This window comes from Gorillibacterium massiliense, from assembly GCF_000455485.1.
Taxonomy (GTDB): Bacteria; Bacillota; Bacilli; order Paenibacillales; family NBRC-103111; genus Gorillibacterium; species Gorillibacterium massiliense.
Genome location: NZ_CBQR020000128.1, coordinates 39,540 through 55,701 on the forward strand (window position 1 = coordinate 39,540; position 16,162 = coordinate 55,701).

6 protein-coding genes are annotated in these 16,162 nt (G+C 43.7%); 1 reads left to right on the forward strand and 5 read right to left on the reverse strand.

The window, feature by feature from the left end; all coding sequences use genetic code 11:
- Positions 1–8: 8 nt before the first annotated feature.
- From TJ79_RS16910 to TJ79_RS16930, 4 genes are all read right to left on the reverse strand, one after another.
- On the reverse strand, positions 9–5,870 hold the full coding sequence (locus TJ79_RS16910; RefSeq protein ID WP_040951524.1) for an RHS repeat domain-containing protein: 5,862 nt from the start codon (positions 5,868–5,870) through the stop codon (positions 9–11).
- 59 nt (positions 5,871–5,929) lie between these two features.
- A complete protein-coding gene (locus tag TJ79_RS27765) occupies positions 5,930–9,964 on the reverse strand; it encodes an RCC1 domain-containing protein (protein ID WP_238323045.1) in 4,035 nt (1,344 codons plus the stop codon).
- Positions 9,965–11,770: 1,806 nt separating this feature from the next.
- Positions 11,771–13,438 carry a TniQ family protein gene (locus tag TJ79_RS16925; protein WP_040951526.1) on the reverse strand — a complete coding sequence of 556 codons (1,668 nt, stop codon included), beginning with the start codon at positions 13,436–13,438 and terminating at the stop codon, positions 11,771–11,773.
- A 2-nt stretch (positions 13,439–13,440) separates the two neighbouring features.
- Positions 13,441–13,761: a hypothetical protein gene (locus tag TJ79_RS16930; protein WP_040951527.1), complete on the reverse strand. Its 321-nt coding sequence runs from the start codon at positions 13,759–13,761 to the stop codon at positions 13,441–13,443.
- A gap of 148 nt (positions 13,762–13,909) precedes the next feature.
- Here TJ79_RS16930 and TJ79_RS16935 point away from each other — a divergent pair, with 148 nt between their 5' ends.
- Positions 13,910–14,257 (forward strand): helix-turn-helix domain-containing protein, encoded by a 348-nt coding sequence (locus tag TJ79_RS16935; protein ID WP_040951528.1) that lies wholly within the window; start codon positions 13,910–13,912, stop codon positions 14,255–14,257.
- 776 nt (positions 14,258–15,033) lie between these two features.
- Here TJ79_RS16935 and TJ79_RS16940 read toward each other — a convergent pair.
- A complete protein-coding gene (locus TJ79_RS16940; RefSeq protein WP_081756960.1) occupies positions 15,034–15,543 on the reverse strand; it encodes a reverse transcriptase domain-containing protein in 510 nt (169 codons plus the stop codon).
- Positions 15,544–16,162: the final 619 nt, after the last annotated feature.

A 16,162-nucleotide genomic window follows, 5' to 3' on the forward strand; every position in this document is an offset into this window, starting at 1 on the left:
ATTCAGACTTAATAGTAATGAATTTTACCTGAACTATCTTTATAATAATGAACTTTTCCAATAGGATCTCTATTTGTTCTTCTATACTCTTTAAATGATTTTTGAGAGTGAGATAATCTCTGAGCATATTTGGGTGCTTCTGATCCAAAGGTCGTCACTACCCAAAACAAATTCGTTACATCATATGCCAGATTACCATCCCAAGCGTTTACGCCATCTGTGATAGTGTTATTCTCCAGAAATGTTATCGCAAGATTTTTATTGTACTTATCATGAGCCCAGCCAGATTGCGTTACAGGATCTGAACCATCGTAATCAACCAAACCTGAATTACACATAAGCAAATTTAAAGACTTGAAAGTTTTCGAATCTAAATCACCAATATATGTGGCACTACTTCCAGATTTTGTAGTAGTCCCGTCAGGGTTTGCAGTAATATACTCCTGTTGATTCTTAGCTCCTTCGTCCAACATAATTTCAGTTGGCGAACCATGAAACACTAAAGATACCCCATCAATTGAAACTTTTTCACCATCAATTATACCCATTTTATTCCATTCACTAGTGAATTGAGCCTCATTATTAATCGCAATCAACCAACTAGTTGTGCCATATAAATTCGCTAGTCTTTGTGCTTCTGATGCGGCTTGCCCACTAAAATTACTAGGATCATAGAATACATAACTATCATTTCCACTTGGATCGACTCTGTTGATCGGATTGTTATTACAATATACATACAAATTTAAACTCAGCGGATCAGTTATATCCCCTTCATACGTATCCTCAGTAATAAAGCGCCCTGTATCTGGACTATAATATCTTGCTCTCAGGTAATAGAAGCCCGTCTCCTCATCGTAGATTTCACCTGCGTACTTAAACGGATTCGACATCGTCTCTGAACTAGAGAGCAATTTTCCCCATGTGTCGTAATCGTAGCTATTCAGCACATTGCCGTTACTATCCGTGATTTTAACAACATCACCGTGGCCATTGTACCAGTAGTAGCCTTTTTTTCCTGATGAACTATCTATCCGGTACAGTAGTTCTTTGCCCCATATGTTTCTGGCCTTTACGTTACCGGCTGTATCTAGCTCCTCGATATTTTTGCCGTTAAGATAGACGTAGCGGGTTAAGTCGCCATTTACGGTCTTGGTTGCCCGGAGTCCGTCTCCGTAATAACTGTAAGAGGCAGTGGTTCCCTTACTATTGTTATACGTCAATATGCGGTTGAATGCATCATATGTGTATAAACGTTTGCTTGAATCTATTTCTAAACCTGATGATGAATCTAGCGTTTGTCGGTTCCCTAATTCATCGTACCCATAGGTAGCAGTTCCCGTTGGTAACGTCTCATTGATCAGACGGTTTAATCCATCGTATGCATAGGTGCTTGTAGTTCCATTTCGCGTGATGCTGCTGATATTCCCAAATCCGTTGGCGTAATTTAAGTTTTCACTCCAGGTTTGGGTAGCATTTTTGAAGTGCTTAACCGTCTTTAGTTCACTAAACGCATTGGAACTTTCCTCTTGGCTGAGCCCACCTGGATAAATGGTTTCATCCTTGTTTTCATCGACAGCGGTTGTATACCGGTAACTTACCGTTCCCATACCTGGATATGTTACCGTTGCCATTCGCATCAAGTTATCATACGTATAAGTAGCCTGTTGATTGTCCGGATATGTTATCGCCTGCAATTGATCCTGATCATTGTAGGCAAATCCGTAATCACGTCCAACAACGGTTTGTCTGATTTGACGGTTCCATTGATCATATCCGTAGCTAAGATTCTCCCCCGCTTTAGTAGTAATGCCATTCAACAGACGGGTCGATGAATCATATGACATCTGGGTCCAATCTATCTCCGTTCCAGATGAGTTATTGACCGATAGCTTATCAAGTTCGTTATACGGTGTATAGGTATAGTAGCTCGTTTGGCCATTGCGATCAACCGATCGATTAAGTAGCCCAATATTGTTGTAATGGTACGTCTCTTGTTTACCAAATGCATCTGTTTGTGAAAGCAGGCCGCCTATCTCGTTATACGTGTTTCGGCTCTGCAGTTCTGTATTGATATACTTCGCGCTCAGTTTTCCTAGATGATTGTACATGTACTGATACTGTTGGCCTTTATCGTCTTCGACAAAGATTAGATTTCCTGCACCGTCGTAGGCATACTTCGTTGTTTGTGTCGTTCCTTGATCCATAACACTCATTTCAGACGTTTTGCCTAGCGGTGTGTAGGAATAAGTTGTTGTACGGGTTCTAGAGGGACTTTGTTCCACTACCTTTTCTATTCGTCCTAGTTTATCCTGATACGTTGTGGTCTCTTTACCATCCGGATCCGTCACACGGATTACACTCTGCAGATAGGCAGATGAGCCATCGGTTCCATAAGCTGCGTTCGCATATTGATAGTTGGTTTCCTGGTTCAACGCATTTACGCTTTTAATGATCTGACCGTTGTTCCCGTAATAGTACTGTGTCTTTTTCGTGTCGTCGCCATACGGGAGCGTTTCTGTTTGAAGTTTGCCGGTTGAGTTGGTATGGTTCACGACAAGCGTCCGTCGTGATGCGCCTACCGCTTGTTCTTGCTTTTCAATGTCTCCGAACGGTGTATAACGGATAATGGTTTGCATGCCGTCCGGCGACGTCTCAGAGACAGTACGGTTTGCATCATCATAGCTAACCTGCGTCGTTTGAGCTGGGTTAGTTTTTGCAGCTGATGGCGTAAAGGTTTCGCTCAGCACACGGTCTTTGAAATCATACGTGTAGCTTACTTTGCTAAAGTCAGGGTTTGTTTGCAGTTTCAGACGATCCAGGCCATCGTAGGCGTAATTGGTCACCAATTGTGTCGGTGACTCCCATTTTCCGAGGGTGACACTGATCGTTTTCTGAATGACATGAAGTCCGTCAGCACTATACACGAGATCGGTTATCTGCACCGGGTCTCCGACATACTGGCTGCCCTCCGATGATGTCTCGATGTGTTGAGGCTGCAAAAAAGGATTGAAATTCGAATAAGTTGTCGTCACGATATCCGATTGCCCATATTTGGGGAACTCCGGATTGCGGTAAGACGTTTCGGTTATCGTCTTAGCCAAAGTCCCATTCGGATTGTAAGTATACGATGTTTGCACAGTTGTAAGGCCATCTGCAGAAGTTGTAAGGGTCGTGCCTATCTGATGATACGGTCCACTGTACGTGTTTTCCGTTGTATTCCCCAATGGATCGGTCTGTTTGGTAATAAATCCAAAGCTGTCATATTCCATTGTGCTAGAGACTGCGAACTGATTGAGACCTTTTGGTACCATGCTTTGATATAAAGGATTGTCTAGGTAATGGATCAGGTCCAGCGGCCGCGGGTCATCCGCTGCACCGGAGTCGTAGCTATACACGGCTGATGGATTGGTTTGATCCTTGTCATAAGTATAAGTCGTGGATTTCCCAGACACGGCCCTATACCGTGTAGTTCCGACTGTCTCGTCTATTCCGTTCGTTAAGCTGTCTGCGGCCGTATATTCCTTGACTTTAACCGGTACGTTTATATCGTTCATCTGGAATACAAAGCCTTGCCTGTCGGTATAATCCCCCATATCCATCGTTAATAACGTGTGGCTGGTATCCCCTTGACGGAAGCTTGTACTATGGTAAAGTCGATCGATTACCCGATAGTTGGATAAACCAGGGTTGTTATAAGTAAAGTTCCGATAGAAATAGTCTTTGGGATGTTTCCATATTTCTTGTGCTTTCGCGGGTCCGTCTTCACTTACATCCAGACTTAATACTTTGTTTTGCTGCAGCTCGTTCTGGTAGCTAAAGGTGACTCGGGTTACCGAATGATAGCCCGTGTAGAGTAACCCGAAGTTATCCAAATACATGCGGATCGAGCCTCTTGCCGCATCACGTGCCGTATAACTGCTTAGCTGTGACCAAGTTGGATCGTACCATCGGTAATCATAACTGGTCGTAAAGCCGGTATCGGTGGAAGTATCCTTCAGCAGCAAATATTGAATCTCTCCATAGCTTTGCAGGTCACGCGCTACTACGTCGGATGACTCCATTTGATCTTCGTCCAACTTTGGTTCTGTTGCCGACGTGTAGTGGAAGGCATAATCGTCCTCCATATTATAATCGGCTTTTGTAGTAGAACCCGGTGTGTAATAGGTGTACGACGATAGCGTCCGGTTGCCTATAGCATCGAAGACGGAAGTAAGACGTGTGTATGAAATGTCTGTCTCCTGCGATCCATACGTTTCGACGGCATCATACAGACCTGTTGTTGCGTTATTCACCACCTTGATTCCAAGCGTTTGCCGTAGCGAGCCTGTCATCGAGACAAAATCCGACTTATATTGAATATCTCGCAATACGGTTCCGGTTTGATTCTTTACCACTACCTGCGATATTCGCTTGGCGGCAGAGCCGGATTGGATGGGCTGTTTGATGATCTCGATCGTCCGCTGGGCCGTATCCGTTACGGTTACCTTATCCCCGGCATACACAAACGAGATGCTGTCACCAAGGAAGTTGGTAATAGACTGCACTTTCCCTGTTCCAGTAAACGGATCAATCACAAAGTCATAGGTAAGTTGGTTATTTACACTTAGTAAGTAGTGGTTATCTGCAGTGACTTGATAGGTCACATTTGCGTACGGATGATTGGAAGGGATAGGATTGCCGTTTTCAAAAATATAAGTACTGCTATCCAGTAGCGTAAAGGTAAGCTTCGGCTTTTCTGTTCGAATTCGGCTATAGAAATCCGTTAAATAGAAGGGTTGACCTTCAGCTAAAAACTGACTTGGTACCTCCAGCCATTCAATTTCTTCTTGATAAGCCTCCGCTGTCATCTCAGGCAGGTTCAGTTCCCAGCCGGTAGCCACATAGTTTTGACCAGCCTGTTGCCATGCAACTGTAGGTTTGTTGCCCATACAGTCGGTTCCGCCGTACAACGTCTGGATGTTGTACTCTGTACAAGTGTAAGCTGAGCCGGATTCATCCTTTACATCGAAGGATTGGGTTCCAGGGGTCGTGATTTTGGCATTCATCGAGTTATAGGAACGGGTTAAGAAAAAGCTTAAGCCGTTTCGTCCTTCTAAAAACAAATCGGTAATCTGTTGGTTGCTTGTCCGGTAAATGGGATCGATCACGCTGTCGCTGTTTTCCTGATATCGATAGTCCGCGATAGGAGATTTAGTCGCCGATTTATCCGTAGAGCCCGTTGTAGATAACATCATCATGGCGGATCTAGACGTGCTTCTGCCTCCATATGTACTGCCGGTAACGCTAGCTGTTTCGTCTGCATTTTCACTTGGTTCATCCAGTGCTATGAAGTCATCCGTAACGTTCATATCTGGTATGGATGATTCATTGCCATATACACTGCCGACAACAGAGGATTCGAGACTTCCTTGCTGCACAGCATTTGTTGCCTCAAGATAATTGCGTTTCACCAGCGGAGCAAAATCGTCTATCCAACCTTGCTCTTGGGCATTTAGATTTGCATAGATTTCAATCGCATGAGACTCGTTCCAATTGTGTTTATCTAATGCCTGGTGATTCGTTAGCAGCGCATTTAGTTCCGGGTAGTAGTAGGCTGCCAGTTGCTGCATCTCTAAGGTGAAATAGTCTTGAATGAACAGGACTTGATCTGTTGTAAACCGTCCGGCAGCTTGTGGGGCATGTTTGGGAATAGGAATCTGTTTGGGATCTTCTGCAGTAGTATCTTTGGTGGAGGTTTGATCTTGTTTATGAGAACCGATGGTCGCATCTGACGAATCTCGGTTAGCAGAGACAGGCGATAAGAAAGAAAATAGTATCGCAGCACAAAGAATGGTGGAAGTTATTTTATACCCGAATCGTTTTCGCATATATCCTCCTATATTTTCATTACTTTCTCTTCGTACTATGATCCAAGAATCTGTCAGACTCATGGCCCGACAACTTTTAATAGATTGCCATTATTATCGTAAACATAAGTTTGTAAAAATTCACCAGTATCAGCATTCGTAATACTCCGCAATAGTCCAGCTTGATCGTAGTTGTACTTCACATTCAGCCTACCAACCTTCCTAAGGTTCTTTCCGTCTCCTAATTGGCCGTAAGCGTTACGCCCCCACGCCCACACCGTTCCATCCTGTTTGACCGCTAGGGAATGGTTTGATCCTGCAGCTATAACGGTGACATAGGTCAAGATGCTCACTTTCACCGGAATGGCAGTGTAGGTGTTCAACGTTTCACTGCCTAATTGACCGCAAACATTATTCCCCCATGTCCACACCGTTCCATCCTGTTTAACCGCTAGGGAATGGGCTGCTCCTGCAGCTATAGCAATGACATTGCTCAAGCCGCTCACTTGCACAGGAGTGGGACTGTCTTTGGTCGTTCCATTGCCTAATTGGCCGGGATAATTATACCCCCACGCCCACACCGTTCCATCCTGTTTGAGTGCTAGGGAATGGGCTGTTCCTGCAGCTATAGCGATGACATTGCTCAAGCCGCTCACTTGCACCGGAGTAGTACTGTTGGTGGTCGTTCCATTGCCTAATTGAGAGTAAGCGTTAAATCCCCACGCCCACACCGTTCCGTCTTGTTTGACCGCCAGGGAATGAAACCTTCCTGAAGCAACAGCGATGACGTTGGTCAAGCCGCTCACTTGTACAGGAGTAGTACTGTTGGTGGTTGTTCCATTACCTAATTGACCGTAAGCATTATACCCCCACGTCCACACTGTTCCGTCCTGTTTGACTGCTAGGGAATGACTTTCTCCTGCAGCTAGAGCGATGACATTGGTCAAGTTGCTCACTTGCACCGGAGTAGTACTGTTGGTGGTCGTTCCATTGCCTAATTGGCCGTAAGCATTATCCCCCCACGTCCACACCGTTCCGTCCTGTTTGACCGCTAGGGAATAGTTATACCCTGCAGCTACAGCAATGATATTGGTCAAGCTGCTCACTTGCACCAGAGTGTTAGTGTTGGTGGTCGTTCCATTGCCTAATTGGCCATAATAGTTATACCCACACGACCACACCGTTCCATCCTGTTTGACCGCTAGGGAATGATCATACCCTGCAGCTACAGCGATGGAATTGGTCAAGCTTCTTACTTGCATTGGAGTGAAATAATTGAAGGTCGTTCCATCACCCAATTGGCCGTTTTGATTATTACCCCACGTCCAAACCGTTCCGTCCTGTTTGACCGCTAGGGAGTGGTGATACCCTGCAGCTACAGCGATGACGTTGTTCAAGTCACTTACTTGCATCGGAACAAGGCTGTTTTTGGTCGTTCCATCGCCTAATTGACGGGAACCGTTATCCCCCCAAGCCCACACCTTTCCATCCAGTTTGACCGCTAGGGAATAATCTACTCCTGCAGCCACAGCGATGACATTAGCCAAGCCGCTCACTTGCACCGGAGTAGTTCTCACGGAGGTCGTTCCATCACCTAATTGGCCGACTTGATTTTTGCCCCATGTCCAAATCGTTCCGTCCTGTTTGACCGCTAGGGAATGGTTTGTTCCTGCAGCTACAGCGATGACATTGGTCAAATTGCTCACTTGCACCGGAGTGGTACTTCTGGCGTACTTTCCATTGCCTAATTGACCGTCATCGTTATCACCCCACGTCCACACTGTTCCGTCCTGTTTGATCGCTAAGGAATGACCCATCCCTGCAGCTACAGCGATGACATTAGTCAAGTTGCTCACTTGCACCGGAGTTGAACTGTCTTTGGTCGTTCCATTGCCTAATTGACCGTAACCATTATACCCCCACGTCCACACTGTTCCGTCCTGTTTGAGCGCTACGGAATGTTCATACCTTGCCGCTATAGCGATTACATTGGTCAAGCCGCTCACTTGCACAGGAGTGGTTTCGGTAGTTGACGTTCCATTACCTAAGCCATAGGCGGCGCTCCCCCATGCCCACACCGTTCCATCTTGTTTGACGGCTAAGGAATAATTATACCCTGCCGCTATAGCGATTACATTGGTCAAACCGCTCACTTGCACAGGAGTGGATCTATCTGAGCCCGGTCCGCCCGTTCCAATGCCTAATTGACCGCGATAGTTGCTTCCCCAGGCCCAGACGGTGCCATCTTTTCTCAAATTCAACGAATGTCCGTCCCCACCAGCAACAACAAGAGAGGTCGGTGTTGGTGTTGGTGTTGGTGTTGGTGTTGGTGTTGGTGTTGGTGTTGGTGTTGGTGTTGGTGTTGGTGTTGGTGTTGGTGTTGGTGTTGGTGTTGGCGTTGGCGTTGGCGTTGGCGTTGGCGTTGGCGTTGGCGTTGGCGTTGGTGTTGGCGTTGGCGTCGGCATTGGCGTCGGCGTAGTTTTATCAATGTTACTAATCGTTATCGTTTGCACCGCTTCGTTTCCTGCGGCATCTTTCGCATAAGCGGTATACGTTCCATTATCAGAAACAATAAACGTTCCACCACTGCTAATACTTGTACCACTTGAAGCAAAGTAGCTTGCCACTTGTGATCCAGATGCATATTTCAATACAGAAACACCACTGGTATCCGTAGCCGTAACCGTTACGGTTACATTTGTATTCGTCGCGGCTGTTGAGTTCAGCAGAAGTGTAATAACAGGAGGTGCTGTATCGATATTGCTAATCGTGATCGTTTGCACCGCTTCGTTTCCTACGGCATCTTTAGCATAAGCAGTATACGTTCCATTATCAGAAACAATAAAGGTTCCACCACTACTAATTGCTGTTCCGTTTGATGCAAAATAACTTGCGGTTTGTGTGCCAGATGCGTATTTCAAAGTCGCAGTTCCACTTCCTGTATCTGTTGCAGTGACAGTGACTGAAACATCGACATTGGTTGCCGCAGTCTTGCTTGGTGTCAGCATAATCGTTGGTGCTGTTTTGTCAATGTTGTTAATGGTGATCGTTTGCACTGTTTCGCTTCCTGCGGCATCTTTGGCATAAGCGGTATAAGTTCCATTATCAGAAACAATAAACGTTCCACCACTACTAATACTTGTACCACTTGAAGCAAAGTAGCTTGCCGCTTGTGATCCAGATGCATATTTCAATACAGAAATCGTATTCGTATCCGAAGCTGTAATGGTAACTTTTACATCTGCATTTGTCGCGGCTGTCGTACTTGGTGTAAGTGTAATCATAGGTGCCATTTTATCGATGTTACTAATTGTGATCGTTTGCACCGTTTCGTTTCCTGCCGCATCTTTGGCATAAGCGGTATACGTTCCATTCGCAGCAACGGTAAACGTTCCACCACTACTAATGGCTGTTCCACTTGAAGCAAAATAGCTTGCGGCTTGCGTGCCTGATGTGTATTTTAAAATTGCGATTCCACTTCCTGTATCTGTTGCCGTAACGGTAACTTTCACATCCGCATTCGTTGCTGCGGTTGTACTTGGTGTAAGTGTAATCGTAGGTGCCGTTTTATCGATATTATTAATTGTGATCGTTTGCACCGTTACATTTCCTGGCTTATCTTTTGCATAAGCGGTGTACGTTCCGTTAGCCGAAACGGTAAACGTTGATCCGCTACTAATGGACGTTCCACTTGATGCAAAGTAGCTTGCGGTTTGAGAACCAGAAGCATATTTCAACACAGAACCTCCACCAGCATCTGTTGCCGTAACGGTAACTTTCACATCCGCTTTCGTTGCTGCGGTTGTACTTGGTGTAAGTGTAATCGTAGGTGCCGTTTTATCGATGTTATTAATTGTGATCGTTTGCACCGTTTCGTTTCCTGACTTATCTTTTGCATAAGCGGTGTACGTTCCGTTAGCCGAAACGGTAAACGTTGATCCGCTACTAATGGACGTTCCACTTGATGCAAAGTAACTTGCGGTTTGAGAACCAGATGCATATTTCAACACAGAAACTCCACCAGCATCTGTTGCCGTAACGGTAACTTTCACATCCGCATTCGTTGCTGCGGTTGTACTTGGTGTAAGTTTAATCGTAGGTGCTGTTTTATCCACCGACAAACTGATAAAAGTTGATGCAGGAACACCACTTGAGGTTGTTGTACCATTGCCAAAGCCAAATTGACTATAACTGATACTTCCCCCAGCCCATAACGTTCCAGCCGATTTGAGGGGTATCCCTCCACTTGCACTCATTGGCGTTGCCTTTGCCGCACTTGCTTTTTCTACAACACCAATTGATAGTCCTGATAAAATCATAGCAATTGTCATCAACAAGCTTAGTATCTTTTTAATTGTCGATTTCATTTTATTCTCCTCTCGTTACCTATATAGGTTAAATTTCTCCCAATTGATATTGTTGATATAATAACAAAAGAAACTTTTAAAGCGTTTTCAACAATTACATTAAATAATTTTGTCGGCATCCCCCTGACATTGTTACCTGAAAACTATGTTAGTGCTGTTCTATAAATTCTCGTATGTAATAGTATTGTCTTCCGTGGTAATTGTTACATTTCCAGTTAATGGTGGTATATACTTTTCGTATTCGTTTATGGTTTCTCTTATACGCCCTTCCACAGAAGGTTTGGTTAATGCTCTTTTTACGTTTGAAAACGATTGCGATTGTATTCATATCTCACCCCTCTCGAATATCCTTGTTAAAAGTAAAGAAGGATTAAAAATTATTCGCCCCCGATATAAATGATGTTTGGGCGAATTTTCTACATATGCCACCATGAATGTTTTTACAAAACAACAGCTTTTAAAATTAGGGATAAGGGAGAGGAGCTAGTATGTGGAAGCATCTGAATGAAGACGTCTACGTATCGTGAAGCGATTGGTAAAGAAGAAATTGCTAGAAAACCACCCAATAATGTCCCTATTATTTTTCCTTGGTATATATCTCAACTATATTTCGAGACCCCTATTCTATTATTTCAAACATATTATTTTATATATCCTCCTCCTTTTACAATATATGACATATTCAAATCAAAACACGTTCCTTGATAAAACAAAATTCACAAATTTGTAAAATATCACTATCAATATCAAAGCCCCAAAAATACTACCCGAATTATTTGAGCGAATGAAGCAGAAAAAAAATAACCCGCCACGGAGGCGGGGTCAAGGTCGTGCTATATGATAAAAGGGGGGCTGTTGGAATTAAGTATAAGAATTGAATCTTAACCCAAGCCTGTCCAACCGCTCGATCCCGTGAATGCCCCAATCAATAACAAATGCTTGAATAACCTATAGTTGTCGTACTCTGAGGATTGAATATTTCCGAACATAGATATGCGCATGATCGGAGGCTTTTGTGACACATTTGGACTGGTTAACAAATAGATTAATCCAAATGACATGAAAGATGACCCGTGCATAATATCGTACAAGCGACTAGACGGGTAAGAGTTCTCCAAAAGCGAATTGATAAGTTTCACAAGCAGATTACGTTTTTTTTGTAAGGTATCAAATTTACTTTGCAAGGATTTATCAGTAGGCATATACCAGTTCTGTACGAACGCCTGAATCACATTGCGACAAACAATACTTTCATTAAAAATGCCGAAGTTTACAGGTGAGCACGCCACAATGATGGAGGTTTATACATTTCCCGATTGTTACTATATGGTTGGATTCATAATTTCTTTTATAATCTTACAATTTGAATATGAGCATCCCAATGTCATCTAACTCCGCCAATATATGATTAATGAAACCCAGCCCTTTCTCCAAGCCCCTCTTGAGACTGTCATATAAACCACCGCACCAGCACTTCCTTGAATGCCCGCTCTTCTACCATCTTTAGTAAACCTTCCTCGGTGATTTCATAGTTCATGCCACCTGACACTTTATTCAACCGCACTTTCCCCTTAACCTAAATATCATCTCCTTATCGTAGATATATCTCTTGCGGCCGCCTTTCAGATGTATAACCAGCTTAGGTTTTAATGCTCCTAATGCTTCAAGCGATAAGATTCGCTTTTCACCTACCCGTAAAATCTTCATTACCTCTTCCCGATATAAGCCAAGTTCAACTGAACGTTTTTCTTTATACTCTACAATAATGGAATTAAGTTGGTCTTTATCTAAATAACAACACTTGAAGTTCTTCTCTCCTGAAAAAGACGTCTTCAACTCTCCAGAAAGAATTCTTTTTATTAGTTCGACAGCCGAAAGCCCAATAGTATTGTATTTTTTTAGTGATTTGCTAAATGCTATTGGGCTCTTACTTTCATCAAGTTTCGATAAGAAACATTTACCAATTAACTCTTCAACTTCAGTTTTCTTGATCATTAAGTGCTGGAACCCTTCTATCGAGTGCTGCTCTAGGATACCTTCCCTGATGACCTCTCTAACGATTTCTAAACTTAATCCGAGCATCCGTGAACATTCAGACTTGCTGACATATTGTCTTCGTAAATTCAGTTGTTCATCTAGACTTTTCTTATCCACGAAATATTTATCATTCTCACTCTTGAGTAAAAGAGTATTCCCGTTTGCCAACGCTAGAATCTTATCGTTTGAAAAGTAATTTTTTACCTCCTCCTTTCTAACAAACTCTCGATTTTCCAACAAACCTTCGTTCTCTTTAAATACAGAGAAATCCCTCCGAACCCTTCCATTATTTAACTGAGATAGCCAAAATTGATCATAGGCTTCCCTAAGCCAACAAAACTTTTCGTCTTGTAATAATCTTTCGAATTCACCTTTTCGAAAGTACATAACTTTTGCAGGCAGTTGAAATAGGTGTTCAAGGACTTTGTTGAAATGATATGGAAATTCATCATACATCCAAAAAAAGCTTATTATTGCATGATGTATCTCTTCATTATTTCTGCTAGCCCCCTTCTTGTTGTGATAAATCTTTATTCTCTGGCTTATATCGAATGGTGAAGGCATCCCTTCAAGTAAAAGTAAACTACTATAAAGAAGTTGATGGACACTCTCAACTGGCAAATCCCTTCTATAAAAATGTACTTTGTACTTTTCTTTAAGTTCAAACACTTCAAAGTTAACCCATGATGGAGTCTCAAAATTAACTATTGGTGAATCAGAATACAGTTTGCTGCAAACTGAACATTTGTTCATCAATGCTGCAGTTATTACCGCATACGATCCACAAGAGTAGCATTTGTCATTAAGAATGATCCCATGTTTCTCACATATAGAGACAGATCTCAGAAACCACTTTGCTGGAAATATGGAACCCTCTTCAAGACATTTTGGACAATACTTAATTTTGTTTCTTACCAACGCCTTTTTGGCCAGATCGGATCCCATAACGTCCAAATACAGATTACTGGTCATGGAATATAGATAATCAACTCTCAGACTTGTAAATTCTGAAATTCTATTAAGTTGATCTTGTTCAAATAAATTATTTTTATACGATGTATTGTTCAAATGGAGTAATGAGGTAAGTGTCGTAACGGAATTATAGCCGTTAGATTTTGCCAAGCGATATAGGTAACTTATTAAGCTCTCATCACGCTCCGCTTTAGGTCGAATTAGGAAAGTCACGATTAAGCTCCTTTCAATTTCCTATCGTGTAAGGTCCTTCGTTTTCTGAGCTCGTCCTTGAGATATTGAACTCTAGCAAAGTATCGTTCCTTGTCCGAATTAGGATCATGAGAATCTTTGCGATAATACTTAACAAGTTCTGTTCCATCTTGAAGAAGAACAAAAATCGTTTTGGGATTTAATTTAGACGCAAGAATAAGAACCGGGACTATTGTGTTGTCCTCATCAATTTTCTCTAGTGGTACGAAAGTTTCTCCTTTGTAAAACACTGAATCCCCTATTCGAATAGCTTTATCTGGGTATAAGTGATAAGCATCGTTCATATCTATCAACCTCCTATTATTTTTACTATATTTATTACCTAGTTTTGTCGTTTTGATACATATATATATCATTTTTAATTTCGATAGATATGCACGTATTTTTGTGAATCAGAATTTTGTCTACACTTCAACTGTGAGGTGCTGACAAATGAACAATCCTGATATCGTTTTACGGTTAGTTGGTCTTCGGATTAAGGAAATAAGAAAAGCCCAGTCCTTATCCCAGGAAGAGCTTGGGGAAAAAGCGGGCTTTCATTTTTCCTATATTGGTAGTGTAGAGCGTGGAGAGGCAAACATCACTTTGAAAAATCTGGCAAGGATTAGCTCATCACTAAACGTGAGCGTAGCGGAACTCCTCAGATATCAAGAATCTTCTGATCGATATATCAACGAAAGCAAGGAATTACACATCGCAGAGATAATTGAAATACTTATGAACCAGGATGATTCGGAATTAATCAAAATCAGAAACATCATAAAAGAGGTAATTAATTAATAGAGAAGCCCATAGCTTGCAAGGCAAGTTCTTATACTTGTTTGGTCTCTGGGTTGGAAAATTACGATTTTCCAGTTTTCCAGTTCTACTTTCGATTAGTCCTAAAGAAGTGACAAAAGCGAAGAATTTATTGATGGAAGTTTTTGATAAATCGAGTTCACACCTTTGCGATTCAACATCCCCAAGTTTCTTGCAGAAACCCAGGCGTGATGAGGTGCGCCAGTGACGTGAAGCGGATTTTCTTATCTTGCCAAGCTTTCTCTGCTATCTTAGCCAGTTGTGTTGACATACGATGTCCACCTCTGCGTGTGGGGTATGTTTCGCTGGTAAGAGCTTACTCTGCCTTGCCGCTTCCCCTGTACGCGGCTATCCCGCGCTCCGAGTACTACCAGCAAGTCCGACTTCCACCGCGGCATCTACCTTCCTATGGATGGTCCTTTTCAGTTAGCGTACTCCGCTTTTTTTCACGAAGACCGCGATGGATCTCCCTAGTTCCGTGATGCTTCCTGTTCCGCCATGCCGTGCTCTCAGCCCCCGCCGGGGTCTCCGATTTCCTCGCCTTTTACGGAAATCTACTATAACCTTCCAAGTATTCGACCTTGTCGGCCCCGTGACATCTCACGAGGCTCAATCGCTTCACTTGCGTTACGGCCTGGTCGTCGCTCTGTCTACGCTTAGGCCGCATCGTTACCTTTGCGTGCTCAAGACTCGATTCCGGGTAGGGCGGCTCGTTCCCTTTGCCCGGGTGGGAATTGCACCCACTGAAAGCACCCAGCTTACCTAGCACCGAAGTAGGATTTGAGATCGGCATCAATGACGAAAGTATATCCGTCCATCACGTCCTTACCAATCTTCTGCAACGCCATATACGCGCTCTTTCCCGGACGAAATCCAAAACTGCAATCCAGAAACACTTCTTCAAAAATGGGTTCTAGTATGCGTCTTGCCGCTGCTTGTACAACTCGGTCTCCTACGGTAGGAATGCCTAGAGGTCTTTGGGTTCTGTCCCCCTTCGGGATATAGACTCGTTTTACCGGTTTCGACCGGTATGTTTTCGTCCGCAACGTGTGCTGAAGTGCTTGTACATGGCTCTCTAACTCGGACTCGAATGAATTAATGGTCATTCCGTCCACTCCTGCGGCTCCCCTATTGCGTTTGACCTCTCGGAAGGCTTCCTCCAGATTGGATGTCGCCCATATCTTGTCGATAAGACTGTACCATCTGCGCTTCTTTCCTTTCTCTTCTCCTTCACGGAAATGCCTGACTTGTTGCGTCTGTTCCTCCATGATTCGTTTACTTCCCTTCCATCCCCGGTCGTTTAGCCTTTTGGCAGTGTTCCGGTTGTTTGGCGGTACTCGCCTCAGACGGTCTACCCGTTTGTTCGACCTCGGCCCTTCGCGCTTCATGGCTCTCCGACTTCTGTCTGGCTCATGGCGGGTTTTTTTCAGCATTTCTCTTTTACGGTTTCGGGCTTCGCACAAGTCTCCGCCTTTTGGGTCGGAGCTTGCATCGATGACTTTTTTTTATGCGCAGATTCACTTGCCTTTGCGGCCTTTCCAGCAAGAGTTCTCACTACTATCCCTACGTCTGACTTCTCACCGTCCTTAGCCTTGCCTTGACCTTCACAGCGGCCTTCACATCGTTGGTAAAGGGTTACCGCTTCCATGGAAACAATTGGGTCATGTCAATTGACTTTCCCCCGAATCCAGTCCTCATAACTTCCAGAACATAGGGTGGTACAGGACTTCCCCTTCATTTGCAGGTCATCCAGCTCTGTCAGCCAACACGGTTATGCCGCCTGTTCCGGGTTTCACCTTCGCATCCTCCCCACCTATCCTCACGGACTACGCTCTATGCGTCAGCTATGTGCTTCCGCCACCTTGCGGCGCACTGGAGACTTTCACT

Excerpts from the sequence above, each read along its gene's own strand:
- TJ79_RS16910 (WP_040951524.1), bottom strand. The coding sequence starts at position 5,870 with ATGCGAAAACGATTCGGGTATAAAATAACTTCCACCATTCTTTGTGCT.
- TJ79_RS16930 (WP_040951527.1), bottom strand. The coding sequence starts at position 13,761 with ATGAACGATGCTTATCACTTATACCCAGATAAAGCTATTCGAATAGGG.
- TJ79_RS16935 (WP_040951528.1), top strand. The coding sequence starts at position 13,910 with ATGAACAATCCTGATATCGTTTTACGGTTAGTTGGTCTTCGGATTAAG.
- TJ79_RS16940 (WP_081756960.1), bottom strand. The coding sequence starts at position 15,543 with ATGGAGGAACAGACGCAACAAGTCAGGCATTTCCGTGAAGGAGAAGAG.